The organism is Herbidospora galbida, assembly GCF_005233835.1.
Classification (GTDB): domain Bacteria; phylum Actinomycetota; class Actinomycetes; order Streptosporangiales; family Streptosporangiaceae; genus Herbidospora; species Herbidospora galbida.
Map to the genome: position 1 here is coordinate 290,768 of NZ_SZQA01000002.1, position 24,551 is coordinate 315,318.

Sequence of the window (24,551 nt, forward strand, 5' to 3'; positions counted from 1 at the left end):
GCCCATTTCAGGAGATAGCGCTTAAATGCCGCCGAAGAGCCGCCAGGGCGCACCCAAGAAGGTGCGCCGCAAGGAAAAGAAGAACGTCGCTCACGGGCACGCCCACATCAAGAGCACGTTCAACAACACGATCGTTTCGATCACCGACCCGAACGGGAACGTGATCTCCTGGGCCAGCGCCGGCCACGTCGGGTTCAAGGGCTCCCGTAAGTCCACCCCCTTCGCCGCCCAGATGGCCGCCGAGAACGCCGCCCGCCGCGCCATGGAGCACGGCATGCGCAAGGTCGACGTCTTCGTCAAGGGCCCCGGTTCCGGCCGGGAGACCGCGATCCGTTCGCTTCAGGCGACCGGGCTCGAGGTCGGGTCCATCCAGGACGTGACGCCGGTCCCGCACAACGGTTGCCGTCCGCCGAAGCGCCGCCGCGTCTGACGTCCAGGAGATAAGAGAAAATGGCTCGTTACACGGGTGCGGACTGCAAGCTTTGCCGCCGCGAGAAGACCAAGCTCTTCCTCAAGGGCAAGAAGTGTGAGTCCGCGAAGTGCCCCATCGAGATCCGTCCTTACCCCCCGGGTGAGCACGGTCGCGGTCGGCCGAAGGAGTCTGAGTACCAGCTCCAGCTTCGTGAGAAGCAGAAGACCCGCCGCATCTACGGCATCCTCGAGAAGCAGTTCCGGAACTACTACGAGGAAGCCAACCGCAAGTCCGGCAAGACCGGCGAGAACCTCCTCCAGATCCTGGAGAGCCGTCTCGACAACGTGGTCTACCGCGCCGGTTTCGCCGAGTCGCGCGACGCCGCCCGCCAGCAGGTCCGCCACGGTCACGTGACCGTGAACGGCAAGAAGGTGGACATCCCCTCCTACCGCGTGCGTGAGCACGACATCGTGGAGATCCGCGAGAAGTCGCGCAACCTCATGCCCTACGAGGTGGCCCGCGCCACCGCCGGTGACAAGACCGTCCCGGCGTGGCTGGGTGTCGCTCCCGAGGCCATGCGGGTGCTCGTGCACCAGCTCCCGGTCCGCCAGCAGATCGACACGCTGGTCCAGGAGCAGCTCATCGTCGAGCTCTACTCCAAGTAAGTAGTGCTCCTTGATGCCGCATGGTCCGGTTTGACCGGATCGTGCGGCATCATGGTTGTTGTCGAGTGGCGTCAAATAGCGGGCGCCGCCGTCTGTGAAGGGAATCACGCATGCTCATCGCACAGCGTCCCAGTCTCGTCGAGGAGTCCCTCGAGGAGCACCGGTCCAAGTTCGTCATCGAGCCGCTGGAGCCGGGCTTCGGTTACACCATCGGCAACTCCGTGCGGCGCACGCTGCTGTCGTCCATTCCGGGCGCGGCCGTGACCTCCATCCGCATCGAGGGTGTGCTCCACGAGTTCTCGACCGTTCCCGGGGTCAAGGAAGACGTCACCGACATCATCCTGAACCTCAAGAACCTGGTCGTCTCCTCCGAGCACGACGAGCCGGTGGTCATGTACCTGCGCAAGCAGGGCCCCGGTGAGGTCACCGCCGCCGACATCGCGCCCCCGGCCGGTGTCGAGGTGCACAACCCCGACCTCCACATCGCCACGCTGAACGGCAAGGCGAAGCTGGAGATGGAGCTGACCGTCGAGCGCGGTCGCGGCTACGTCTCCGCCGCCCAGAACAAGCAGCCCGGCCAGGAGATCGGCCGCATTCCGATCGACTCGATCTACTCGCCGGTGCTCAAGGTCACCTACAAGGTCGAGGCGACGCGTGTCGAGCAGCGCACCGACTTCGACCGGCTGATCCTCGACGTCGAGACCAAGCCGTGCATGAAGCCCCGCGACGCGGTGGCCTCGGCCGGCAAGACCCTCGTCGAGCTCTTCGGCCTGGCCCGTGAGCTCAACGTCGAGGCCGAGGGCATCGACATCGGCCCGTCGCCGACCGACGCCGCCCTGGCGGCCGACCTGGCGCTGCCGATCGAGGAGCTCAACCTCACGGTCCGGTCCTACAACTGCCTCAAGCGCGAGGGCATCCACACCGTGGGCGAGCTCGTCGCGCGCAGCGAGCAGGACCTGCTGGACATCCGCAACTTCGGCGCGAAGTCCATCGAAGAGGTCAAGCAGAAGCTGCACGAGATGGGTCTCGCGCTCAAGGACAGCCCGCCCGGATTCGACCCGTCCGCTGTCGCCGGTGGCGGCTACGACGACGAGGACGGCGGCTTCATCGAGACCGAGCAGTACTGATCTTCCGCTAGAACGATCATTTAGATCGGCCCGACCCCGGTACCTGATACGGCCGGGGCGGGTTATCCAAAGGAGCATGTCATGCCCAAGCCCACCAAAGGCGCCCGTCTCGGTGGCTCCCCGGCGCACGAGAAGCTGATCCTGTCGAACCTCGCGACGCAGCTTTTCCAGCACGGGAAGATCAAGACCACCGAGGCCAAGGCCAAGCGCCTGCGCCCGCTGGCGGAGCGGCTGATCACCAAGGCGAAGAAGGGCGACATCCACAACCGTCGCCAGGTGCTGACCGTCGTCCGTGACAAGGGCGTCGTCCACCACCTCTTCACCGAGATCGCCCCCACCTTCGCGGAGCGTCCCGGTGGCTACACCCGGATCACCAAGATCGGTCAGCGTAAGGGTGACGCCGCTCCCATGGCCGTCATCGAGCTCGTCACCGAGCCGCTGAACGCCGTCACCACGACCCGCAAGGCCCCCGAGCCCGCCGCCGCCCCGGCGCCGGAGCCCAAGGCCGACGAGGTCGAGGAGACCAAGGCGGAGGCTTCCGCCGACGAGGCCGAGGTCACCGAGACCGAGGCCAAGAAGGACGACGAGGCCTGATCCTTCGGGTTTCAGCCGGGTCCGGTGTCCCCACGGGACACTGGACCCGTTTCTTTTTCACCAAAGGGGTTTGTCGATGCGGCTGCGGCTCGATCTGGGATATGACGGGACCGACTTCTCGGGATGGGCCAAGCAGCCCGGCAGGCGTACCGTCCAGGGAGAGCTCGAAGCCGCCCTGGGCCGCATCCTGCGCCTGCCCGAACCCCCGTCCCTGACCGTGGCGGGCCGCACCGACGCCGGCGTGCACGCGCGGGGCCAGGTCGCCCACGTCGACCTGGCCGACGACGTCGAGGAGCCCGCCATGCTGCTCCGGCGGCTCGCGGGGGTGCTGACGCCCGACGTGCGGGTGAACCGCGTCAGCGTCGCCCCGCCCGGCTTCGACGCCCGCTTCTCGGCCATGTCCCGCCGGTACGGCTACCGCGTGAGCGACAACGCCGGGGGAGTCGACCCGCTGCGGCGCAAAGACGTCCTCTGGTACAACCGGCGCCTCGACGTCGGGCTCCTGAACGCCGGCTCGGCGGCCCTGCTGGGCGAACACGACTTCGCGGCCTTCTGCAAGAAGCGCGAGGGGGCGACGACGATCCGCGAGCTCCAGCGGCTGTCGTGGGAGCAGGGCGAGACGTTCCTGACGGCGACAGTGGTCGCCGACGCCTTCTGCCACTCGATGGTCAGGGCGCTGGTGGGCTCCCTGCTCATGGTCGGGGACGGCCGCCAGCCCATCGAGTGGCCGGGCGAGGTCCTCCGCCGCGCGGTACGCGATTCGGGCGTCCACGTGGCACCGGCTCTGGGCCTGACCTTGGAGGAGGTCCGGTACCCGGCGGACGCGGAACTCGCGGGCCGGGCGGAGATGACCCGCCGGGTGCGCACGCTCAGCACGTGACCGCCATCTAACCGGTGACGCGCTTCTCGATGATCTCGGCGGTCTGGTCGCGGAAGGCGCCGCTGACCGGGCCGAGGTCCTTTTCCTTCTCGGCCGGGGTGTGGCCGTCGGCGTAGGTGGCGTAACTGAAGACGATGTAGCGGCCCCAGACCATGCCCGCCGCGTAGCCTCCGCTGATGGCCACCCTGTCGGCGCCCGAGTCGGGGTCGCCGTTGAGGCCGCGGAACCACAGGTTGCTGCCGAGGTTCTTGGTCTGGTCGACGGCCAGAGCGGCGTCCTTGGTGGGGAGTACGGCTATGCCGGTGGTGACGGCGTACTGCTTCTTGCCGTCGACGTAGGTCGCGCGGAGCACCCGGCGGCAGTCGTTCTCCGACAGGGACTGGGCGAACGCGCCGGCGGCGGCCGAGGCGCAGTCGTCGGTGACGTTGACCTTGACGCGCTTGAAGGTGCGGCCGTTCACGCTGATCTTCGCGTCGGGGAAGGCCTCGTTGATCGTCAGTTTGCGGGGGTCGGTCGTCTCCGAGTCGAGCATCGCCGCCTCGACCGTCGGGGCCGGGTCGGCCTCGCCGCCGGGGGCGGCCGGGGCGTTGGTCACCGGGGGAGCGGCTGCCTCGTTGGCCGGCTCGTCTTCGCCCGCGTAGGCCATGTAGGCCGAGGCCCCGATGGCCGCGATCACGACGAGGGAGCCGCCGGCCAGCAGCACCTTCTTGACGCCGCCGCCCTTCTTCCTGACGGGCACCTCGGTGATCGGGGCGGCCTCGGCCGGGCGGTAGCCCTTGGGCAGCGGCGGATGGACGATCCCCTCGGTCACCGGCGCGGCGCCCAGGCTCTCGAACCCTCGCCCCGGAGACGCCGGGGCGGCCGGCGGCACGGGGGGAGTGAACAGGTTCTCCTGCGTCTGCTCCGGCTGGGGGTCGACCTTCTGCAACGGCATCTCCGGATCGGTGGGGACGTCGGCCGCGGTCCCGTTCACCGCGCCGAACGCTTGCGGGCTCTCCTGGACGGCCGGGTCGAACGCCTGGAAGGCCGGTTGCTCCTCGCGGGGGATCGTCGTCTCGGCGGGCTCCTCGTCGGGGATCGCGGCCGACGGCCACGGGGTGCCGGTGTCGCTGGCCCACTGCTGCGCGGGCGGCCACGGCGTGGCCTCGGGGCGGTCGCCCGGGACGGTGGCCACGCCCGTGTCGGGCTCGGCGGGAGACCCGGCCGCGTGGGCGGCCGCGGGCCAGTGGCGCGGGTAGACGGGCGGGTCGTCGTGGGACTCGACCGGCTCGCCGGGGGCGGCGGACTCCTCGACTGGAAGGCGCGGCGGCCAGACGGCGATGTCGCCCGGCTCGCCGGGGCGCTCGCTCTCGTCGGCGGGCCACTCGGGGAGCGGGGGGAGGCCGGAGGTGGTGGCGTCCACACCGGTGGGCTCTTCCACCGGCGTCGGCTCCGCGGTCGGTGCGGCGGGCCAGCCGGGCCATTCCTGGGCCGGGGCGGGCGGCCACGAACCGGCCTTGCCGTGGTCGCGGGTCTCCTCGGTCTCCGGATCGTAGGCGGGCACCGGCCAGGCGGCGTCGCGGTCGCGGGTCTCCTCGGTGTCCGGCGCGTAGACGGGCGGGGGCCAGGCGCCCCGCGTGTCCTGCGTGTCGACGTCGCCTTCGGAGACGGGAACCCAGGCGGACCGGGTGTCGCCTTCCGGCAGCTGCGGCTCGGCGTCGGGTTTCGGCGGGATCGGCGGCCAGGCGGCGCGGGAGTCGCGCGTCTCCTCGGTTCCGGGGTCGTAGACGGGGGCCGGCCAGGCTGATCGGGTGTCGTTCTCGGGCTCGGGCTGCGCGGGGGTGGGCCAGGCCGAGCGGGTGTCGTTCTCGGCTTCGGGCTGCGCAGGGCCAGGCCAGGCTGATCGGGTGTCGTTCTCGGGTTCGGGCTGCGCGGGGGTGGGCCAGGCTGATCGGGTGTCGTTCTCGGGGTGCGCGGGGGCGGGCCAGGCCGAGCGGGTGTCGCGCGTTTCCTCGGTCTGCGGGTCGTAGGCGGGCCAGGCGGGCGGGGCCTCCTGGGGCGCCTCGGGCTCGGGGGCGGTGGGGACCGGCCACGGGGCCCTCGGGTCGCGCGTCTCTTCGGTCTGCGGGTCGTAGGCCGGAGGGGGCCAGGCGGACTGCGGGTCGGGCGAGGCCTTCGGGAAGCCGAAGTGGCCCGTCGGGGGAGCCTCGGGGGTGTGCTCGGTCACCGGCGCGGGCGGCTGCCACGAGCGGGGCGCCGGCCAGGTCGAGCCGGGTTCGTCGGAGCGTTCCGCGCCTTCGGGGGCGAACCAGCCGCCGGAATCTTCGGGCTCGCGAGCCGGGGCCGGGGGCCACGTCGGGGGCTCGGCGGGAGGGGCGGCGGGAGCGGGTGGCCACTCCGGCTGGGCAGGGCGGGTCGTCGGGACGGCGAACCAGCCGTTGCCGGAGCCCTCTCCGGGCTGCGGGTAGTTCTCGTCACGAGCCGACTGCCCGAAACTGGGCGGGGGCACCTTGCCCTCGTGGTCGTGCTCGGAGGCGGAATCCTGGCCACGCATACCCGGAAGCGTATCGGCGCACGCGAGATCGTCGTGCCGCTATGGGCGTTTCCGCATTTTGCTAGCCGCGGCCACCCCGCACTGACCTGGTGTCGAGCGCGGGGAACACCGTGGCGTCGGTGATGTCTACGGCAGCCTGGTATAGGCGCTTGAGCTCGGCTTTCTTCGGTTCGTGGCCGTCTTTGAACTGGAACCAGAGCAGAATCGCATAATGCCCGTGGGTCCAGCCGCCGGCATAGGCCTCGCCGTCGCCGAGCTCCTTGGTGTGGTCGTCGTCGCCCGCGAGCGGCTTCAGGTAGTCCTTGCGTTCCTTGCCCGCGCCGGCCCCGGCGACGCTCTTGGCGCCCTTGCTGGTCTTCAGGTTGGCGACGCCGACGGTGCCGATCACGGTGCCCTTGGCGTCGTGGAAGCTGGCGCGGGCGAGCTGGTTGCAGCCGGCCGCCTTCAGGGCCTTCTGCAGCTTCTCGCCGGTGACCGCGTTCTTGCAGTCCTTCTTCTCCATCTCCCGGACGGTCATCTTGTAGGAGCGGCCTTTGCTCTTGAAGCGGCTGCGGCCGAAGATCTCGTTCAGGGTGAGCGGATCGGGGTCGGTCTCGCGCGCGGCGGCGTACCCGAACGTGCCTCCGGGGGCGACGGGCAGGCTCGGCTTGGGCGAGGCCGAAGCGGTGGCGGCGGGCGCGGCGGCGCCGTCGGAGCAGCCGGACAGCAGGCCGACGAGGAGGGTGGCGACCAGACCGGCGGGGACGGCGCCGGCGAACCGGCGTCTGGCGGGGGAACCCATGACCTTGAGATTAACCGCAGACCGGGTCAGGAATACCCGAAGTCCTGCGTCCACCACGGCCCGCCGGGTTCGAGGGTGACGCCGACCCCGGTCACGGTCAGCTGGCAGTTGAGGATGTTGCGCCGGTGGGAGGGGCTGTTCAGCCAGCTCTTCACCGCGTCGGCGGCGTTCCGGTAGCCCTTGGCGATGTTCTCGGCGCCGCCCAGCCGGTAGCCGGCGCGGGTCATGCGATCCCAGGGGCTGGCGCCGTCGGGCGACTCGTGGACGAACTTCCCGGTCGCCGCCATCTCGGCGGAGTGCTGCCGGGCCGAGGCCACCAGGCGGGGGTCGATCCGCAGCTTGGGGCAGCCGGCCCTGGCGCGGGCCTCGTTGACGAAGAACACCACGTTCTCTTCGAGCTCGGCCACGTGGCTGCTGACCTGGGGCGGCCTCCTGTCGGCCGCGCCTCCGGAGGAGGCCACCGACTCCTCGCCGCCCACGGGTGCGACCGGGACCAGCCCGGGACGGTGGCGGGGCGGCGGCGACGGGGTCGCCTTGGCGGCCGGCTGGTTGTCGCGCAGGTAGACCTCACTGGAGCCGTTGCCGAGCACGGTGATCCGGCCGATCACGATGCCTAAGACCAGGACCGCCAGGACGCATGCCAGAACGCCCAGCAGCGTCCCGCGTCGGGCGCTTGGCTGGGAATGCCGGTTGTGAGGGTTCTGCCACATACCGCAGCCAAATATAGGGATCCGAGAGCCTGTTGAAAATGAGAATGGAGAGACCGGATGGGTAGCTGACCCGCAGATCAGGGCAGCGGAGTAAGCGCTCCGTTTTGGACCGTTGCGTTTTGCTCAAGTCGGCGGCGGCGGGTATGGTGGTGGATCGTTGTGTGTGCTTCAGTCCTTCGCTGACTGAACACGGCGCGTCCGGCGTCATCTCCCGTATGTGTGGAGACGGAAGGTTGTGCCGCTGTGTGCCCTCACAACCTCCGTGTGTTCATCATCCGACAGAAGGCACTGCCGTGAGCACGTTCACCCCGAAGCCCAACGACGTCGAGCGTCAGTGGTACGTCATCGACGCCACCGACGTCGTTCTCGGCCGGCTGGCAAGTCACGTCGCGGTCCTGCTCCGTGGCAAGCACAAGCCGATCTTCGCGAACCACGTCGACACCGGCGACTTCGTGATCATCGTCAACGCCGACAAGATCCACCTGTCCGGCAACAAGCTGGCGCAGAAGAAGGCCTACCGCCACTCCGGCTACCCGGGCGGTCTGCGCTCGGTCAGCTACGGCGAGCTGATGGAGAAGCGTCCCGACCGGGCCGTCGAGAAGGCCGTCAAGGGCATGCTGCCCAAGAACGCCCTCGGCCGGAAGATGGCCAAGAAGCTCAAGGTCTACGCCGGTCCGGAGCACCCGCACCAGGCGCAGAGCCCGGTGCCCTTCGAGATCACTCAGATCGCCCAGTAACGCCGAGCCAGGAAAGTTAAGAGGAGAACCGTGGCTGAGACCACCGGTACCGAGACGCTCGTCGAGGGCGAAGTCGAGGACTTCGCGGGCGAGGAATTCCCGTCCGAGTACACCACCGAGTCGGCTCCCGCCGCCGACGCCCCCGTGCGCAAGCCCGTCACCACGGGCAACTCGTACGGCACCGGCCGCCGCAAGGAGGCCGTGGCCCGTGTCCGCATCGTTCCGGGCACCGGCAAGTGGACGATCAACGGTCGTAGCATCGACGTCTACTTCCCGAACAAGGTCCACCAGCAGATCGTCAACGAGCCCTTCGTGGTGCTCGGCGCCGAGGAGCAGTTCGACGTCATCGCCCGCATCGACGGCGGCGGCGTGACCGGCCAGGCCGGCGCCCTGCGCATGGGCCTGTCCCGCGCGCTGGCGATCCTCGACGCGGAGACCAACCGGCCGCCGCTGAAGAAGGCCGGCTTCCTCACCCGTGACGCCCGCGCCACGGAGCGGAAGAAGTACGGCCTCAAGAAGGCCCGTAAGGCTCCGCAGTACAGCAAGCGTTAAGTTGGGCCGCCTCTTCGGCACCGACGGGGTACGTGGGGTCGCGGGTCGCGACCTCACCGCCGAGCTGGCCATGGACCTGTCCGTGGCCGCCGCGCACGTCCTGCGCGATGCCGGGAGGAGCCGCCCGCTCGCCGTCGTAGGCCGGGACCCGCGCGCTTCGGGGGAATTCCTCGAAGCCGCTGTGGTCGCCGGCCTCGCGTCGTCTGGCATGGACGTGCTCCGTCTCGGCGTGCTGCCCACCCCGGCGGTCGCTCATCTGACCCCTGAGCTGGGAGCCGACCTCGGTGTCATGCTCTCGGCCTCGCACAACCCGGCGCCCGACAACGGCATCAAGTTCCTCAACCGCCACGGCTTCAAGCTGCCCGACGTGGTGGAGAACGAGATCGAACGGCGTCTCGGGGAGAAGTGGGAACGTCCCGTCGGCGCGGCCGTGGGCCGGGTCCGGGAGGCGTACGGCGAGACCGAACGCTATGTCTCCCACGTCCTCAGTTCCCTGCCGCACCGTCTCGACGGTCTGCGGGTCGTCGTCGACTGCGCCCACGGCGCCGCGCACATGGTCGCCCCCGAGGCGCTGCTGCGCGCCGGGGCCGAGGTCGAGACGATCGGCACCGCCCCCGACGGCCTCAACATCAACGACGGCGTGGGCTCCACCCACCTGGGCCCGCTGCGTGAGGCGGTGCTGGCGCGCAGGGCCGACGTGGGCATCGCCTACGACGGCGACGCCGACCGCTGCCTTGCGGTGACCGCCGACGGCGCCGAGATCGACGGCGACCAGATCATGGCGATCCTCGCGATGGCGATGCGCGCCGAGGGCCGCCTGGCCAAGGACACGGTCGTCGCCACGGTGATGTCCAACCTGGGCTTCAAGCTGGCCATGCGCGAGGCGGGGGTGACGGTCGTCGAGACGGCCGTCGGCGACCGCTACGTGCTGGAGCGCATGCGCGAAGACGGCTTCACCTTCGGCGGTGAGCAGTCGGGGCACGTCATCATGCTCGACCACGCGACCACCGGCGACGGCCTGCTGACCTCGCTCCACCTGCTCGCGGCGGTGGCCCGTTCGGGCAAGCCGCTGGCCGAGCTGGCTTCGGTGATGACGAAGCTGCCGCAGGTCCTCGTCAACGTGAAGAACGTCGACAAGAACCGCGCGGGCGCCGCCGCCCTGCTGGCGGCGGTCGCGCAGGCCGAACTGGAACTCGGCGACACCGGCCGGGTGCTGATCCGGCCGAGCGGAACCGAGCCGATGATCCGCGTCATGGTCGAGGCGGCCTCGCACGACCAGGCGACGGAGATGGCAGATCGACTGGCCGAGGTCGTCCGAGTCACCTGCGGATGAACTAGGCCATCTTGCGAGGGCGGTTTCTGATCTCTCAGAAGCCGCCCTTGTGCCATGGTCCCCAGATGGCGAACGACAGGCCCTGGGACGACTGCACATTGACGTACAGGGTGTGAGAGCCCGGACCGAACGAGGCCCCGGCGAACTCCGCGCCCCCGTCGGTGCCGACCAGCCGCGAGAAGTCGAAGATCTGGCCGCGCCGGGTGAGGCCGCGCAGGTAGTTGCCGCCGTCGCCGTCCTCGCACAGGACCAGCGTGCCGTGCTTGCTCGTGGTGATGTTGTCGGGCAGGTCGAGCGCCAGCGACGAGGGCGACTCGTAGATCAGGCGCAGCCGCCCGGAACGGGTGTCGTGGGCGAAGACCTGGCCCCGGCCCTTGCCGAACCCCGACGGGGGCGTCTCGCCGGGTGCGGTCGCGCCGCCCTGGGTCGAGACGAAGTAGATGACGCCGTTGTCGTACACGGCCCCTTCGAGCCGGGAGAACAGCGCCGCGCCCTGGTCGCGGCCCTGGTTGCCGACGTACTGGATGGCCTGGTCGTTGGTGGGTTTCGTGGTGAACGTCGGGTCGGGGTCGTCGATGTCGACCCAGGTGGTCTCCCAGATCGAGCCCGGCGCGAGCCCCACCGACAGGTCGGCGCGCGGGCTGCGCTTCACCGCGAGCATCTGGAGCCGGCCACCGTCGAGGATCCGGCCCGCCCGGCCGGGGTGCTTGGGCGCCAGGTAGCGGTAGAAGCCCGAGGGGAAGCCGAAGTTGTCTTCGGTCAGGTAAATGGCGCCGCTGCCGGGGTCGAAGGCCGCCGATTCGTGGGCGAACCGACCGGCCTTCCTGATGGGTGTACGTGATGCGCTCCGCCGCAGCGGCACCTCGAAGATGTAGCCGTGCTTCTGCTTGAGCAGCGTGTTGTCGGCGCCGGTGAAGTCGTTGCCGACGTCGGGCCCGTTGACGGTCTCCTCGCAGGTCACCCAGGCTCCCCACGGCATGGGCCCGCCGGAGCAGTTCATCTGGGTGCCGTTCAGCGACACGCCCGAGCTGACGACCTCGCCGAACCGCGTGACGGTGAGCGTGGCGCAGCCGCCGCCGGCCGCCGGGTCGTAGGCGGCGGCCACGTCGCCGAAGGCCCCGACCGGGCCGTTGACCTCGTGATTGCGCACCAGGATCGCGGTGCCGCGCGGCCCGGAGAAGGCGGCCATGCCGTCGTGGCGGCCCGGGGTGAGGCCGCCCTGGGTGAAGGCGCTGCCCGCGGGGTTGAACGACCGGTAGGCGAACCCCTTCGGCAGTTCGAGGCGGACCACGCCGTCGCGCAGGTCGGCGACGGGGGCCAGCGGGCCGTAGTCGGCTCCGTGGACGCGTGTGGGCCGGGCGCCGGCCGCGGCGACCCCGGCGAAGGGGCCGCCTAACAGGGCGATCCCGGCGCTGCCGGTGATGAACGAACGTCGATCCATGAGGGCTCCCTGGTCATTCGCCGTTCATGTCACATTAATCTCATTCCACCGTCACGGACTTGGCGAGATTGCGGGGCTGGTCGACGTCCAGGCCCTTGGCGCTGGCGAGCTCGCAGGCGAAGACCTGCAGGGGAACCGTCGTGACCAGCGGTTGCAGGAGCGTCGGGACGGCCGGGACGCGGATCAGCGCGTCGGCGTAGGGTTCGACGGCCGTGTCGCCGTCCTCGCAGACGACGACGGTCATCGCGCCCCGGGCGCGGATCTCCTGGATGTTGGAGACGATCTTGCCGTGCAGGGTCGGTTCGCCCTTCGGCGACGGGACCACGACGACGACCGGCAGGCCCTCCTCGATCAGGGCTATCGGGCCGTGCTTCAGTTCCCCGGCCGCGAAGCCCTCGGCGTGCATGTACGCCAGCTCCTTGAGTTTCAGCGCGCCCTCCATGGCCACCGGGTAGCCGACGTGGCGTCCGAGGAACAGGACGCAGCGCTGGTTCTTCAGCGTGCGGGCGAGTTCGCGTACCGGCTCGACGGTGGTCAGCACCGCCTCCACGTCGGCGGGGGCCTTCGAGAGGCGGGCGAGGATGCCGGCGATCTCCTCGTCGGGGAGGGTCCGGCGGCGCTGCGCCAGGTAGAGGGCCATCAGGTAGCAGGCGACGAGCTGGGTCAGGAAGGCCTTCGTCGAGGCGACCGCGATCTCCGGCCCGGCGTGGGTGTAGATCACCGCGTCGGCCTCGCGCGGGATGGTCGAGCCGTTCACATTGCAGATCGCCAGCACGGCGGAGCCCTGTTCGCGGGCGTGCCGCAGCGCCATCAGGGTGTCCATGGTCTCGCCCGACTGGGAGATCACCACGATCAGCGTGCCGGAGCTCAGGATGGGGTCGCGGTAGCGGAACTCGCTGGCCAGCTCGACCTCGCAGGGCAGCCCGGCCCAGCGTTCGACCGCGTGCTTGGCGATCAGTCCGGCGTGGTAGCTGGTGCCGCAGGCCACGATGATCATCTTGTCGACCGTGCCGAGCGGGAGCCTGACCTCGTCGAGCCGCAGCCGGCCCTGTTCGTCGACCCGGCCGAGAAGCGTGTCGGCGATCGCGCGGGGCTGTTCGGCGATCTCCTTCAGCATGAAGTGGTCGTGGCCGCCCTTCTCGGCGGCCGTCGCGTCCCAGTCGACGACGAACTCGCGGCAGGAGACCGGTATGCCGTCGAAGTCGGTGATCGTGACGTCGTGGGCGCGCAGTTCGACGACCTGGTCCTGGCCCAGTTCGATGGCGCGGCGGGTGTGCGCGATGAAGGCGGACACGTCGGAGCCCAGGAAGTTCTCCCCGACGCCCCGGCCGACGACCAGCGGCGAGTTGCGGCGCGCCCCGACGACCAGGTCGGGTTCGGCGGTGTCCACCGCGAGCAGGGTGAACGCGCCCTCCAGCCGCCGGCAGACGCGGCGCATCGCCTCGGCGAGGCCCGCGCCGGTGGCCCGTTCGTCCTCGATGAGGTGGGCGACGACCTCCGTGTCGGTGTCGGAGGCCAGGATGTGGCCCTTCTCGGCCAGGCCGGCCCGGAGGGCGGCGAAGTTCTCGATGATGCCGTTGTGGATGACCGCGACCTGGGCGGGACAGTCGGTGTGGGGGTGGGCGTTCTGGTCGGTCGGGGCCCCGTGGGTGGCCCAGCGGGTGTGCCCGATGCCGACGGTGGCCTCGACGAGCGAGCTCTCGGCCAGCGCGGCCCGGAGATTGGCGAGCTTCCCGGCTCTCTTCTGTACGCTCAGCTTCCCGTTGACCAGGGCGATCCCCGCCGAGTCGTAGCCCCGGTACTCCAACCGGGCCAAGCCGTCGACGACGACGTCGATGGCGAGACGTGAACCCACGTATCCGACAATCCCGCACATAGTTCGCCCCCAATCACGTATGGGACAGAACATTCCTTTTCGCCAGTCCTGGAAACTCCACCGGCGGTCAAGATCGGGGTAGGGTTGGGCGTCGTGGCGGATCGGGACGCGTATGTCGAGCTGAGCCGGGCCCAGTGGGGTGAGCTGCGGCGCAATACGCCGATGACGCTCACCGAGGCCGAACTCGAAGAGCTCAGGGGGGTCGACGACCCCATCGATCTGGCCGAAGTGACCGATATCTACCTGCCGCTGACCCGGCTGCTGAACCTTCACTTCACCGGCGCCCGCCAGCGCGGGGCCGCCGTCAGCACCTTCCTCGGCGACGACGCCGCGCCGCCTCCCTACATCCTGGGCATCGCCGGCAGCGTCGCGGTCGGCAAGTCGACCACGGCACGGTTGCTGCACACTCTGCTCGCCCGCTGGCCCGAGCACCCGCGCGTCGACCTGATCACCACCGACAGCTTCCTCTACCCCAACGCGATCCTCGCCGAGCGCGACATCATGCACCGCAAGGGCTTCCCCGAGAGCTACGACCGGCGGGCCCTGGTCAAGTTCGTGGCCGACGTGAAGCGCGGCCGGTCCGAGGTGCACGCCCCGGTCTACTCCCACCTCGAATACGACGTCGTGCCGGGCGCCCGGCAGGTGGTGAAAAGCCCCGACATCCTGATCGTCGAGGGCCTGAACGTCCTGCAGCCGGCACCGCCCACGGCGCTGGCGGTGAACGACTACTTCGACTTCTCGATCTACGTCGACGCCCGGGTGGAAGACATCCGAGGCTGGTACGTCGACCGTTTCCACAAGCTCCGGCGCACCGCCTTCTCCGACCCGAAGTCCTACTTCAGGCACATCGCGGAACTGTCGGAGGACGAGGCGACCGTCTTCGCGCGGAACGTGTGGCGCGACATCAACGAGCGCAACCTGGTGGAGAACATCGCTCCCACGCGCGGGCGGGCGGGGCTCATCCTCCAGAAGGGGCCCGACCACTCGATCAGAAGGATCCGGTTGAGGCGGGTCTGATGTGAAGGTTTTCCACAGGTTCCGGCGGATGCGAAACCGCGTTCGACGCCTGCGGCCATAATCGGTCGCGTGCTGCACATTCGGGTCATCAGCCCCGCCCCGGTCACCGACGCGGTCGTGGGGTGCCTGAGGGAAGCGACGGGGGTCACCAACCTCGTGGTTCTCGCCGGGGTCGCGCGATCTCCCGAGGGTGATCTCGTCGAGTTCGACGTCGCCCGGGAGGCCGCCAACGGGGTCATCGAGAGCCTGCGTGGCCTCGGGATCGAGAGCAGCGGGTCGATCGCGGTCGAGAAGATCGACATCGCGATCTCCGAGGCCGCCGACCGGGCCCGTGAGGAGGCGCCCGGCGAGGGCGACGACGCTGTGGTCTGGGAGGAACTCGCCGCACGGGTGGCCGACGACAGTCGCATGACGTGGGCGTTCGTCGTCTTCCTCGCCATCGCCACGCAGCTCGCCGCGATCGGGGTGCTGCTCAACTCGCCGATCCTGATCGTCGGGGCGATGGTGCTCGGGCCCGAGTTCGGGCCGATCGCGGCCGTCTGCTTCGGGCTCATGCAGCGGGAGTACGGGCTGATCGGGGCCGCGGTCCGCAACCTGGTCATCGGGTTCGCCGCGGCCATCGCGGTCACCCTGGCCTGCGCGCTGGTGGCCCGGGGGCTCGGCTGGATCGAACCGGCGATGATCGCCGAGGGGAACACCGAAGAGGTCAACTTCATCGTCAAACCCGACCGGTGGTCGTTCATCGTCGCCCTGCTGGCTGGGATCGCCGGAGTGCTGTCGATCACGGCCGGGAAGTCGTCGTCGCTGGTCGGGGTGTTCATCTCGGTCACCACCGTGCCGGCCGCCGGATACGCCGCCGTCGCGGTCGCCCTCGGCGAGTGGGCCGAGGTCGGGCAGGCGGCGCTGCAGCTCGGGGTGAACATCCTCGGCATGGTCATCGCGGGCACGCTCACCCTGCTGGCCCAGCGGCTCCTCTGGGGGAAGTACGGCGAACGAGTCGGTCCGCGACCACGGTCTGACCGATGACTCGTTCTTATGGGCGACGACCCGTCGACAGGTGAAGGAGTACTGTCCCGATCATGACCATCCTCGCCACCGAGGCGCTCACCAAGCGATATCCCCGGGTCACCGCGCTCGACGGGCTCACCGTCTCCGTCGGCGCCGGGGTGACCGGGCTGGTGGGCGCCAACGGCGCGGGCAAGTCCACGCTGATCAAGATCCTTCTCGGGCTGGTCCCGGCGAGCGAGGGCTCGGCCCGGGTGCTCGGCCTCGACCCGGCCACGCAGGGGCAGGAGATCAGGCGCTCCGTCGGCTACATGCCGGAGCACGACTGCCTGCCGCCCGACCAGTCCGCCACCGAGTTCGTCGTCCACATGGCCCGCATGTCCGGCCTGCCGCGCACCACGGCCCGCGAACGGGCCGCCGACACGCTGCGCCACGTCGGGCTCCAGGAAGAGCGCTACCGGCCGATCGGGGGCTACTCGACCGGCATGAAGCAGCGGGTCAAGCTGGCCCAGGCGCTCGTCCACGACCCCAAGGTCATCTTCCTCGACGAGCCGACCAACGGCCTCGACCCGCAGGGCCGCGACGAGATGCTGCGCCTGGTCCACCGGATCGGCACCGAGTTCGGCATCAGCGTCCTGGTCTGCTCCCACCTGCTGGGCGAGCTCGAACGCATCTGCGACCACGTGATCGTCATCGACGCCGGGCGGTTGCTGCGCTCCTCGGCGATCGGCGAGCTCACCCAGGCGTCCCAGGTGATCTCCGTGGAGGTCGAGGAGGGCCTGGAGAAGCTGGCCGCCCGGCTGACCGAGACGGGCGAGACCGTCGCCGTCGAGGGCCGCTCCCTGACGGTGCAGGTGCGCGCCGACGAGACCTACGACCTGCTCAGAGACGCGGTCGTCGACCTCGATCTCAACCTGGTCCGCCTGGAGCAGCGCCACGCCCGCATTGAGGATGTGTTCCGATGAGCCAGCCCACCGGCGTCATTCACGACATCGGTTACCGCCACTACGACGGGCCCCGGCTCGGGCGGGGCGCCGCCGCCGTCGCGCTGGGCGTGCACAGCCTGCGTGGCACCTTCGGGCTCGGCCGCACCTTCAAGTCGAAGATCATGCCGTTCCTGCTGTTCGGGGCCATGATGCTCCCGGCCGTGGTGTCGATCGCGATCATGGCGCTGCTGAAGCAGGCGCCGATGAGTTACACCGACTACGCGGTCTTCATGCAGCCGGTCATCGCGATCTTCCTGGCCGCGCAGTCGCCGGTGCTGGTGGCGCCCGACCTGCGCCACCGGGTGATCCCGCTCTACCTGTCGCGGCCCAACACGATCATCGACTACATCGGGGCCAAGCTCGCGGCGATGATCGTGGCGCTGCTGATCCTGATGGTCGTGCCGCTCACCGTGCAGTTCATCGGCGAGCTGCTGATCGACCTGCCGATGCCCCTGCACACCCACGAATACCTCGCCGCGCTCGGCGGTTCGCTGCTCAACGCGGTGCTGCTGACGTCGATCGGGCTGACGCTGGCGTCCTTCACGCCGCGCCGGGGGCTCGGGGTCGCCTCGGTGATCGCGTTCTACATGTTCACGCTGGCCGCCTCGGCGGTGCTCACCGGGGTGCTCGAGAGCGAGGGCTACAGCGACGCCGCGTCGTGGAGCATCCTGCTCAACCCGTTCTTCCTGGTCAACGCCGTACAGACCAATCTGTTCGGCACTCAGCCCACCGAAGGTCTGCCCTTCCCGCCCGGGGCGGGGCCGGCGCTGATCCTCCTCGCCGTGGTGGCCCTGGCCCTCACCGGGCTCTACGCCCGCTACCGGAAGGCGCTGGCCGCATGAGCGTGATCGAGATCCGGCAGGTCAGCCGGTGGTACGGCAACGTCGTCGCGGTCAACGACGTGACGATGACGATCGGCCCCGGCGTGACCGGCCTGCTCGGCCCCAACGGCGCCGGGAAGTCGACCCTGCTGCACCTGATGGCCGGTTTCCTCCAGCCGTCGGGCGGCACGGCCACCCTCGACGCCAAGCCGATCTGGAAGAACTACGACGTCTACCGCACGATCGGCCTGGTGCCCGAGAAAGAGGGCGTCTACAACTTCCTCACCGGGTGGCAGTTCGTGCAGTCGGCCGCCCGGCTCCACGGCCTCGGCGACGACGCGGCCGAACGGGCCATCGCCCAGGTCGACATGGCCGCCGCCAAAGACCGGCGGATCGAGACCTATTCCAAGGGCATGCGGCAGCGCATCAAGGTCGCGGGGGCGCTCGTCCACGAGCCGTCGGTGCTGCTGCTCGACGAGCCGTTCAACGGCATGGACCCGCGCCAGCGGCTCCACCTGATGGACCTGGTCCGCGACCTCGGGGCGGCCGGCAAGACCATCGTGTTCAGCTCCCACATCCTCGAAGAGGTCGAACGGGTAGCCCAGCAGATCGAGGTCATGGTCGCCGGCCGGCACGCCGCCTCGGGCGACTACCGGGAGATCCGGCGGCGGATGACCGACCGGCCCCACCTGTTCAGGGTGCGCTCCTCCGACGACCGGCGGCTGGCGGCCGCGCTGATCGCCGACACCGCCTCAGACGGGGTGTCGTTCACGCCGCAGGGTCTGGAGGTCCGCACCGTCGAGTTCCGGCGCTTCACCCACCAGCTCCCGAGGCTCGCCCGCGACCTGGGCGTCCGCCTGTGGCAGGTGTCCCCGACCGACGAAGACCTGGAAAGCGTCTTCTCCTACCTGAGCGGCCGATCATGAACACCGTCGTCGCGTCCATCACCTACCGGGCCATGCTGGGCCGCAAGCGGATCTGGCTGCTGGCCCTGCTGCCCATCGCGCTGATCGCCTTCGCCCTGCTGTTCCGCTTCATCGGGGGCGGCGACGAGAGCGTCGCCGTGGAACTCATGCGGACCTTCGCGATCGGCACCATGCTGCCCCTGCTCGGCCTGATCGCCGGGACCGGGGTGATCGCGCCGGAGATCGAAGACGGCACGATCATCCACCTCATGTCGAAGCCGATCTCACGTCCGGTGATCGCGCTCACCAAGTTCGTCGTGGCGGCCTCGCTGATGGTGGCCTTCTCGGTGATCCCGACCTACGTGGCGGCCTACATCCTGATCGGCACCGAATCGGGCATCGCCAGTGGCTTCGCGCTGGGCGCCCTGTTCGCCGGGATCGCCTACGCCGCCGTGTTCCTCCTCCTCGGAGTCGTCTCCCGGCACGCCGTCACCATCGGCGTGATCTACGCGTTGGTGTGGGAAGGTCTCATCGGCGGGTATGTGCCGGGAGCCCGGCGTTTCTCCATCCAGCAGTGGGCCCAGTCGATCGCCGACCAGGTGACGACCTCGGCCTTCCTGAAGTCGGAGGTGGCGCTGAGCTTCGCCGTCCCGGCCATGATCATCGTCGTGGTGGGGTCGGTACTGTGGGCCGGTCAGCGGCTACGGGTGCTCTCACTCACGGGGGACGAGTGATCGTCGGTATCGGGGTCGACCTGGTGGACGTCGCACGGTTCGCGGCCACCCTGGAACGCCGGCCCGCCCTGCGCGAACGCCTCTTCACCGAGGTCGAACTCCAGGGCCGCTCGGTCTCGACCGGGCTGGTCTCCGGCCAGGCCGGTGCGCTGTGCACCGGCCACGCCGGAGACGAACTCTGCGGCGAGACCTTCGCCGACGCGGGCCGCGAGGTCCCGGTGGCGTCTTTGGCGGCCCGCTTCGCCGCCAAGGAGGCGGTCGCGAAGTCCCTGGGCGGCCCGCCGGGCCTGGCCCACCGCGAGGCCGAGGTCGTCGTCGGCGACCACGGCCGGCCGATGCTCATGGTCAGCGGGCGGGCCGAGGAGATCGCGGGAGAACTGGGCGTGCGCCGATGGCACCTGTCGTTGAGCCACGACGGCGGCTTCGCGGTCGCCTACGTGATCGCCGAAGGCTGATCGGCCCCCCGCCGTCGACGGGTTCTGCTCCGTTACGGCTCCGCCCACCCCGGCACTGACCGCCGCCCCGGCCGGCAGGCGGCCGACCAGCGCTCCTCGGCCGCCGAGGCGAAGCGCCGCGACGGCGGGATAGCGTCGTCACTATGTGGACTGCTTTCACCAGCGATCAGGTCAGGCAGGCCGAGCACGCTCTGATGGCCCTCGTGCCCGACGGCGAGCTCATGCAGCGGGCCGCCGCCGGCCTGGCCGCCGTCTGTGCGCGGCTGCTGCCCGGTGTCTACGGGTCCCGGGTCGTCCTGCTCGTCGGAGGCGGGGACAACGGCGGAGACACGCTCTACGCCGGGGCACGGCTCGCCGCGCGGGGGGCCCGTGTCGAGGCGGTGCTCGCGGGGAGCAGGACCCATGAGGGCGGGCTGGAGGCGCTCAAGCGGGCCGGCGGGCGGGTGATCGAGGCGGGCGAGGTCGGCGCGCCCGACCTGATCCTCGACGGGCTGCTCGGCATCGGCGGTAAGGGCGGCCTGCGGGAGCCCTATGCCACGCTCGCCCGGATCGCCGCCGAGTCGGGGGCCCTGGTGGTGGCGGTCGACGTACCGAGCGGGGTGGACTCCAGCACCGGCGAGGTGGCGGGGGAGGCCGTGAAGGCGCAGGTCACCGTCACGTTCGGGGCCCGGAAGGCCGGGTTGCTCGTCGACCCGGGGGCCGAGCGGGCCGGGATCGTCGAACTGGTCGACATCGGGCTGACGGCCCACCTGCCCGAGCCGGAGATCACCGCGCTGACCGCCGCGGACGTGGCCGGGCTGCTGCCGGTGCCGGGGATCGAGTCGGACAAGTACCGGCGGGGCGTCGTCGGGGTCCTGGCGGGGAGCGACCGGTTCGCGGGGGCGGCCGTGCTCGCCGTCGGCGGGGCCGTCAGGGCAGGGGCGGGGATGGTCCGGTTCGCCGGGCCGGAGGACGCCGTCCACCAGGTCAGGGCCCGGTGGCCCGAGGCGGTCACGACCCTGCTGAAGGAGGACCCGGTCGAGGAGGTCGGGCGGGTCCAGGCCTGGGTGCTCGGGCCCGGCATGGGGACCGACGAGCGGGCCCGGCGGATCGCCGCCGAGGTGCTCGGCACCGACCTGCCGGTGATCGTGGACGCCGACGCGCTCACCATCGTCTCCAAGAACCCCAAGCTGCTGCACCGCCAGGCTCCCACGCTGATCACTCCGCACGCCGGTGAGCTGGGCAGGCTCCTGGGCGTCGACCCGAAGGACATCGAGGCCCGACGGATCGAGCACGTCCGCAGGGCGGTCGAGGAGCTCCAGGTGACCGTGCTGCTCAAGGGCTCGACCACGGTGGTCGCCGAACAGGGCCGGCCGGTCAGGGTGAACACGACCGGGACCTCCTGGCTGGCCACGGCGGGGACCGGCGACGTCCTGTCGGGCATCTCGGGGACGCTGCTGGCCGCCGGGCTGGCCCCCTACGACGCCGGCAGCGTGGCCGCTTTTCTCCACGGCCTGGCCGCCCGGAAGGCCGCCGAGGGCGCGCCGATCGCCGCACTCGATGTGGCCGTCTCGTTGCCGGATGTGATCCGGCACCTCCGGACGGCTGCAAATATGGATGCATGAGCAGCAGCTTCGTCACTCCTGCCGAGGCCAGGGTCGACCTTTCGGCCATCCGTCACAACGCCGCCCTCCTCAAGGAGGCCGCCGGCGGGGCCGAGATGATGGCGGCCGTCAAGGCCGACGCCTACGGCCACGGCCTGGTGCCGAGCGCGCGGGCGGCCCTGGAGGGCGGGGCGACCGGGCTGGGCGTCGCCACGGTCCGCGAGGCCGTCGCGCTCAGAGACGCCGGGATCACGGCGCCGGTGCTGGCCTGGCTGATCCCGCCGGGGGAGCCGCTCGACGAGGCCGTGGCCAAGGGCGTCGACCTGTCGGCCGGAGCGCCGTGGCTGGTCGACGAGATCGCGGCCGCGGTGCGGCGTACCGGAAGAACGGTGAACGTCCACCTCAAGGTCGACACGGGCATCTCCCGGGGCGGGGCCACCGCCGAGGCGTGGCCCGACCTGGTCGACGCGGCGCTGAAGGCCCAGGCCGAGGGCGTGATCGTGGTCGACGGGGTCTGGTCGCACTTCGCCTGCGCCGACATCCCCGGTCACCCGTCCATCGACCGGCAGCTGGCCGCCTTCGACGAGGCGGCCGGGATCCTGCCGGGCGTCCGGCGGCACATCGCCAACTCGGCCGCCCTCCTCACGCTGCCGCAGGCCCGCTACGACCTGGTCAGGCCCGGCATCGCCCTCTACGGGCTGAGCCCGATCCCCGAGATGGGCGACTTCGGCCTGCGGCCCGCGATGACCCTCACCGCCAGGCTCGCCCTGGTCAAGAGGGTCCCTAAGGGCACGGGCGTCTCCTACGGCCACCTCTACACCACCGACAGAGAGACCACGCTTGGCCTGGTTCCGCTCGGGTACGCGGACGGAATCATGCGAAACGCCACCAACCGTGCCCAAGTCCTCGTCAACGACCAACGCTTCACCATCGCCGGACGCGTCTGCATGGATCAGTTCACCATCGACCTGGGCGACCACCCCGCCACAGAAGGGGACGAAGTTGTCCTTTTCGGCCCAGGCGATAGAAATGAACCCACATGTCAGGAATGGGCTGATTCCCTCGGCACGATCACTCATGAGATCGTGACCAGGATCGGCACCCGGGTGCCACGTGTGCACGTGCGGCAAGGAGATCGGGAATGACAGTACGGCGCACAGCCGGCATCGCGGGGATCGTGGTCGGCGCGGCCTCCGCGGGGGTGGCGGTGGCCGCCCTGGCCAAGCGCTACGCCGTGGGCCGCATCCGGCTCCGGCCCGACCTGGAGGCCAGCGAACCCTTCGGTGAACTCCACGGCACGACCGCCCGGGTCGTCACCTCCGACAACCTCACCCTCGCCGCCGAGGTCGACGGGCCGCCCGACGCCCCGCTGACCGTCGTGCTCTGCCACGGCTACTGCCTGACCTCCGACTCCTGGCACTACCAGTGGCGGCTGCTGCGCGAGAAGTACCGCGTGGTCGTCTGGGACCAGCGCTGCCACGGCCTGTCGGAGCGGGTGCTCGACGTCGACCAGTCGATCGACCGGCTTGGCGAGGACCTCGCCCAGGTGATCGACGACCTGGTGCCGGGGCCGTGCGTGCTGGTCGGCCACTCGATGGGCGGCATGACGATCATGGCGCTGGCCGACCGCCGGCCCGAGCTGTTCGGCGACAAGATCAAGGGGGTCGCGCTCATCTCGACCTCCGCGGGCAAGCTGGCCGAGCTCAGCCTCGGCATGCCCGCTCTGGTGGCCAAGCTGGTCCACAAGGCCACTCCCACCGCCGTCGCCGTGATGAAGAAGAAGGCGGCGCTGGTCGATCGGGGGCGGCAGGCCGGGAACGACATCTCGTTCCTGCTGCTGCGCCATCTCGGGTTCGGCGACTCCAGCCGGGTCAGTCCGACCCTGGTCGACTTCGCCGAGTCGATGATCCGGGCCACGCCCGCCGACGTGATCGCCGGTTTCTACCCGGCGCTCATGTCACATGACAAGCTGAAGGCGCTCGACGTGCTGAACAAGGTGCCCACGTCGATCATCGTCGGCGACCGCGACTGGCTGACCCCGCCCGAGCACAGCAGGGCGATCGCGGCGGCCGTGCCGACGGCGACGCTGACCATGGTGACCGACAGTTCCCACCTGGTGCAGCTCGAGTGTCCGGGAATCGTGAACGATGCCCTGATCGACCTGATCGAACGGGCGGAACGGGGGGACAGGTGAAGGAGCCTGCGGCCACGGCCGAGGACATGCGCGCGCTCGGCGTGAAGATCGCCGGGCTGCTGCGGGCGGGCGATCTGGTCGTGCTGACCGGCCCGCTGGGAGCCGGGAAGACGACTCTCACCCAGGGGATAGGCGAGGGCCTGAAGGTGCGCGGCCCGATCACCTCTCCCACCTTCGTGATCGCCCGGGTGCATCCGTCGCTGTCCGGGGGTCCGGCCCTCGTCCACGCCGACGCCTACCGCCTGGGCGGCACGCTGGAGGTCGACGACCTCGACCTCGACGCCTCGCTCGCCGACTCGGTCACCGTGGTCGAGTGGGGCGAGGGTCTCGTCGAGGGTCTGTCGGACGAGCGACTCGAGATCGTGATTGACCGGGACGACACCGATGAGAGTAGGTATGTCCTGCTACGGGGTGTTGGCAGTCGTTGGTCCGAAATTCCTGTAGGGACGATCTAGTACCGTCCCGCTTGGAGCCTTCCACACCGCCGCCGATTCGTTAGAAAATGAAGATCTTTCCTCATGGATTGGCCTAGATTTTCTGGGTAATGGTCGGCGGTGGGAGGGGTGGGGCCGATGAACGCGTTATCGAAGGCCGCTTTGGCCGGGGTGGTGCTGCTCGGGGTCGCCGGATGTTCCGCCGAGGCGGGCATCGTCCCCGAACCGTCCATCACGGTGACACCGCCGGTGCCGACGGTCACCGCGACCGTCCCGCCCCGGCAGGAGGTCCGGGTGGTGCTCAACCCCGACGAGATCCAGGGTGGGCAGTCCCGCAACGTCCGGATCACCGCCTACTGCCCGCCCGCGCTGCCGGGCACCAGCTACCAGGCCAGCGCCCATTCCGACGCGTTCACCGGGATCGTGAGCCTGCTGGCCCCCGCGGCCCAGACGCCCGCGCCGTCCGCGGCCCCCGCGCCCCGGCTGACCGGCGTGGCCGTGCTCAAGGCCAGCGCGAAGGCCGGCGGCTACCGCGTCGAGGTCCGCTGCTCGGCCACCAACGACATCGGCAACGCCCGCCTGCAGGTGCTCCGCAGCGGCAACACCGCCGACGAGACCCGCTTCCCGACCAAGGCGCCCGGCGCCGGGGGCGGCGGCACGGCGGCCGGCGGTCCGGCCGACGAGTCGGGCATCCCGGTCACTCCGTTCGCCATCGGGCTGCTGGCGGCGGCCGGTCTCGGCATCGCGGTGGCCCGCAGGCGCGCCCGGGGCTGACG

Annotated in this window: 25 protein-coding genes; 20 read left to right on the forward strand and 5 right to left on the reverse strand. The window is 70.3% G+C overall.

Annotated features, from left to right (window positions below; translation table 11 throughout):
- The first annotated feature begins 25 nt into the window (after positions 1–25).
- The 5 genes from rpsK to truA all read left to right on the forward strand — a co-directional run bounded on the left by rpsK (position 26) and on the right by truA (position 3,678).
- Positions 26–430, forward strand: coding sequence for a 30S ribosomal protein S11 (gene rpsK / locus FDA94_RS04370; protein WP_020542285.1), 405 nt, complete (start codon positions 26–28; stop codon positions 428–430).
- A 20-nt stretch (positions 431–450) separates the two neighbouring features.
- Positions 451–1,077: a 30S ribosomal protein S4 gene (gene rpsD, locus FDA94_RS04375; protein WP_030451475.1), complete on the forward strand. Its 627-nt coding sequence runs from the start codon at positions 451–453 to the stop codon at positions 1,075–1,077.
- A gap of 110 nt (positions 1,078–1,187) precedes the next feature.
- Positions 1,188–2,204: a DNA-directed RNA polymerase subunit alpha gene (locus FDA94_RS04380; protein ID WP_030451474.1), complete on the forward strand. Its 1,017-nt coding sequence runs from the start codon at positions 1,188–1,190 to the stop codon at positions 2,202–2,204.
- A gap of 81 nt (positions 2,205–2,285) precedes the next feature.
- Positions 2,286–2,798 (forward strand): 50S ribosomal protein L17, encoded by a 513-nt coding sequence (rplQ, locus tag FDA94_RS04385; RefSeq protein WP_137245702.1) that lies wholly within the window; start codon positions 2,286–2,288, stop codon positions 2,796–2,798.
- A 76-nt stretch (positions 2,799–2,874) separates the two neighbouring features.
- Positions 2,875–3,678, forward strand: a complete 804-nt coding sequence (truA, locus tag FDA94_RS04390; protein ID WP_137245703.1) for a tRNA pseudouridine(38-40) synthase TruA — start codon at positions 2,875–2,877, stop codon at positions 3,676–3,678.
- A gap of 7 nt (positions 3,679–3,685) precedes the next feature.
- On the opposite strand, the gene FDA94_RS04395 is transcribed toward truA, so the two are convergent.
- The 3 genes from FDA94_RS04395 to FDA94_RS04405 all read right to left on the reverse strand — a co-directional run bounded on the left by FDA94_RS04395 (position 3,686) and on the right by FDA94_RS04405 (position 7,600).
- Positions 3,686–6,211, reverse strand: coding sequence for a hypothetical protein (locus FDA94_RS04395; protein ID WP_137245704.1), 2,526 nt, complete (start codon positions 6,209–6,211; stop codon positions 3,686–3,688).
- 61 nt (positions 6,212–6,272) lie between these two features.
- Positions 6,273–6,992, reverse strand: coding sequence for a hypothetical protein (locus tag FDA94_RS04400; protein WP_137245705.1), 720 nt, complete (start codon positions 6,990–6,992; stop codon positions 6,273–6,275).
- A 26-nt stretch (positions 6,993–7,018) separates the two neighbouring features.
- Positions 7,019–7,600: a CAP domain-containing protein gene (locus FDA94_RS04405; protein WP_170990775.1), complete on the reverse strand. Its 582-nt coding sequence runs from the start codon at positions 7,598–7,600 to the stop codon at positions 7,019–7,021.
- A gap of 395 nt (positions 7,601–7,995) precedes the next feature.
- Between FDA94_RS04405 and rplM the strand changes: the two genes are divergently transcribed.
- The 3 genes from rplM to glmM are packed head-to-tail and all read left to right on the forward strand — an operon-like array spanning position 7,996 to position 10,324.
- Complete coding sequence (gene rplM, locus FDA94_RS04410; RefSeq protein ID WP_061295262.1) at positions 7,996–8,439, forward strand: 50S ribosomal protein L13; 444 nt, start codon at positions 7,996–7,998, stop codon at positions 8,437–8,439.
- Positions 8,440–8,469: 30 nt separating this feature from the next.
- Positions 8,470–8,991 carry a 30S ribosomal protein S9 gene (gene rpsI, locus FDA94_RS04415; RefSeq protein WP_062431430.1) on the forward strand — a complete coding sequence of 174 codons (522 nt, stop codon included), beginning with the start codon at positions 8,470–8,472 and terminating at the stop codon, positions 8,989–8,991.
- A 1-nt stretch (position 8,992) separates the two neighbouring features.
- The gene (gene glmM / locus FDA94_RS04420) at positions 8,993–10,324 is read left to right on the forward strand and encodes a phosphoglucosamine mutase (protein ID WP_137245707.1); all 1,332 of its coding nucleotides are present in this window, start codon (positions 8,993–8,995) and stop codon (positions 10,322–10,324) included.
- A 34-nt stretch (positions 10,325–10,358) separates the two neighbouring features.
- Here the strand turns inward: glmM and FDA94_RS04425 are convergent, their stop codons facing one another.
- Positions 10,359–11,765 (reverse strand): PhoX family protein, encoded by a 1,407-nt coding sequence (locus tag FDA94_RS04425; RefSeq protein WP_137245708.1) that lies wholly within the window; start codon positions 11,763–11,765, stop codon positions 10,359–10,361.
- Positions 11,766–11,805: 40 nt separating this feature from the next.
- Positions 11,806–13,674 carry a glutamine--fructose-6-phosphate transaminase (isomerizing) gene (glmS, locus tag FDA94_RS04430; RefSeq protein WP_425460134.1) on the reverse strand — a complete coding sequence of 623 codons (1,869 nt, stop codon included), beginning with the start codon at positions 13,672–13,674 and terminating at the stop codon, positions 11,806–11,808.
- 60 nt (positions 13,675–13,734) lie between these two features.
- On the opposite strand from glmS, the gene coaA reads away from it, so the two are divergent.
- The 12 genes from coaA to FDA94_RS04490 all read left to right on the forward strand — a co-directional run bounded on the left by coaA (position 13,735) and on the right by FDA94_RS04490 (position 24,549).
- The gene (gene coaA, locus FDA94_RS04435; protein WP_137245710.1) at positions 13,735–14,658 is read left to right on the forward strand and encodes a type I pantothenate kinase; all 924 of its coding nucleotides are present in this window, start codon (positions 13,735–13,737) and stop codon (positions 14,656–14,658) included.
- A 69-nt stretch (positions 14,659–14,727) separates the two neighbouring features.
- The gene (locus tag FDA94_RS04440) at positions 14,728–15,684 is read left to right on the forward strand and encodes a DUF389 domain-containing protein (RefSeq protein ID WP_137245711.1); all 957 of its coding nucleotides are present in this window, start codon (positions 14,728–14,730) and stop codon (positions 15,682–15,684) included.
- A gap of 53 nt (positions 15,685–15,737) precedes the next feature.
- On the forward strand, positions 15,738–16,628 hold the full coding sequence (locus tag FDA94_RS04445) for an ABC transporter ATP-binding protein (RefSeq protein WP_137245712.1): 891 nt from the start codon (positions 15,738–15,740) through the stop codon (positions 16,626–16,628).
- Positions 16,625–17,491, forward strand: a complete 867-nt coding sequence (locus FDA94_RS04450) for an ABC transporter permease (protein ID WP_137245713.1) — start codon at positions 16,625–16,627, stop codon at positions 17,489–17,491. Before FDA94_RS04445 ends, FDA94_RS04450 begins: the two co-directional genes overlap by 4 nt.
- A complete protein-coding gene (locus FDA94_RS04455) occupies positions 17,488–18,396 on the forward strand; it encodes an ABC transporter ATP-binding protein (RefSeq protein ID WP_137245714.1) in 909 nt (302 codons plus the stop codon). The genes FDA94_RS04450 and FDA94_RS04455 overlap by 4 nt, the downstream gene beginning before the upstream one ends.
- Positions 18,393–19,109: an ABC transporter permease gene (locus FDA94_RS04460; protein ID WP_137245715.1), complete on the forward strand. Its 717-nt coding sequence runs from the start codon at positions 18,393–18,395 to the stop codon at positions 19,107–19,109. The genes FDA94_RS04455 and FDA94_RS04460 overlap by 4 nt, the downstream gene beginning before the upstream one ends.
- Complete coding sequence (locus FDA94_RS04465; protein WP_137245716.1) at positions 19,106–19,564, forward strand: holo-ACP synthase; 459 nt, start codon at positions 19,106–19,108, stop codon at positions 19,562–19,564. The genes FDA94_RS04460 and FDA94_RS04465 overlap by 4 nt, the downstream gene beginning before the upstream one ends.
- Before the next feature lie 143 nt (positions 19,565–19,707).
- A complete protein-coding gene (locus FDA94_RS04470; protein ID WP_137245717.1) occupies positions 19,708–21,168 on the forward strand; it encodes an NAD(P)H-hydrate dehydratase in 1,461 nt (486 codons plus the stop codon).
- Positions 21,165–22,292 carry an alanine racemase gene (alr, locus tag FDA94_RS04475; protein ID WP_137245718.1) on the forward strand — a complete coding sequence of 376 codons (1,128 nt, stop codon included), beginning with the start codon at positions 21,165–21,167 and terminating at the stop codon, positions 22,290–22,292. Before FDA94_RS04470 ends, alr begins: the two co-directional genes overlap by 4 nt.
- A complete protein-coding gene (locus tag FDA94_RS04480; protein ID WP_137245719.1) occupies positions 22,289–23,341 on the forward strand; it encodes an alpha/beta fold hydrolase in 1,053 nt (350 codons plus the stop codon). Before alr ends, FDA94_RS04480 begins: the two co-directional genes overlap by 4 nt.
- Positions 23,342–23,367: 26 nt before the next feature.
- Complete coding sequence (tsaE, locus tag FDA94_RS04485) at positions 23,368–23,796, forward strand: tRNA (adenosine(37)-N6)-threonylcarbamoyltransferase complex ATPase subunit type 1 TsaE (RefSeq protein WP_137245813.1); 429 nt, start codon at positions 23,368–23,370, stop codon at positions 23,794–23,796.
- Between the two features lie 117 nt (positions 23,797–23,913).
- Positions 23,914–24,549, forward strand: a complete 636-nt coding sequence (locus FDA94_RS04490; protein WP_137245720.1) for a hypothetical protein — start codon at positions 23,914–23,916, stop codon at positions 24,547–24,549.
- The last annotated feature ends 2 nt before the right edge of the window (positions 24,550–24,551 follow it).

Coding starts and splice junctions, on each gene's coding strand:
- rpsK (WP_020542285.1), top strand. CDS start 26: ATGCCGCCGAAGAGCCGCCAGGGCGCACCCAAGAAGGTGCGCCGCAAG.
- rpsD (WP_030451475.1), top strand. CDS start 451: ATGGCTCGTTACACGGGTGCGGACTGCAAGCTTTGCCGCCGCGAGAAG.
- FDA94_RS04380 (WP_030451474.1), top strand. CDS start 1,188: ATGCTCATCGCACAGCGTCCCAGTCTCGTCGAGGAGTCCCTCGAGGAG.
- rplQ (WP_137245702.1), top strand. CDS start 2,286: ATGCCCAAGCCCACCAAAGGCGCCCGTCTCGGTGGCTCCCCGGCGCAC.
- truA (WP_137245703.1), top strand. CDS start 2,875: ATGCGGCTGCGGCTCGATCTGGGATATGACGGGACCGACTTCTCGGGA.
- FDA94_RS04395 (WP_137245704.1), bottom strand. CDS start 6,211: ATGCGTGGCCAGGATTCCGCCTCCGAGCACGACCACGAGGGCAAGGTG.
- FDA94_RS04400 (WP_137245705.1), bottom strand. CDS start 6,992: ATGGGTTCCCCCGCCAGACGCCGGTTCGCCGGCGCCGTCCCCGCCGGT.
- FDA94_RS04425 (WP_137245708.1), bottom strand. CDS start 11,765: ATGGATCGACGTTCGTTCATCACCGGCAGCGCCGGGATCGCCCTGTTA.
- glmS (WP_425460134.1), bottom strand. CDS start 13,674: ATGTTCTGTCCCATACGTGATTGGGGGCGAACTATGTGCGGGATTGTC.
- FDA94_RS04445 (WP_137245712.1), top strand. CDS start 15,738: ATGACCATCCTCGCCACCGAGGCGCTCACCAAGCGATATCCCCGGGTC.
- FDA94_RS04450 (WP_137245713.1), top strand. CDS start 16,625: ATGAGCCAGCCCACCGGCGTCATTCACGACATCGGTTACCGCCACTAC.
- FDA94_RS04455 (WP_137245714.1), top strand. CDS start 17,488: ATGAGCGTGATCGAGATCCGGCAGGTCAGCCGGTGGTACGGCAACGTC.
- FDA94_RS04460 (WP_137245715.1), top strand. CDS start 18,393: ATGAACACCGTCGTCGCGTCCATCACCTACCGGGCCATGCTGGGCCGC.
- FDA94_RS04470 (WP_137245717.1), top strand. CDS start 19,708: ATGTGGACTGCTTTCACCAGCGATCAGGTCAGGCAGGCCGAGCACGCT.
- alr (WP_137245718.1), top strand. CDS start 21,165: ATGAGCAGCAGCTTCGTCACTCCTGCCGAGGCCAGGGTCGACCTTTCG.
- FDA94_RS04480 (WP_137245719.1), top strand. CDS start 22,289: ATGACAGTACGGCGCACAGCCGGCATCGCGGGGATCGTGGTCGGCGCG.
- tsaE (WP_137245813.1), top strand. CDS start 23,368: ATGCGCGCGCTCGGCGTGAAGATCGCCGGGCTGCTGCGGGCGGGCGAT.
- FDA94_RS04490 (WP_137245720.1), top strand. CDS start 23,914: ATGAACGCGTTATCGAAGGCCGCTTTGGCCGGGGTGGTGCTGCTCGGG.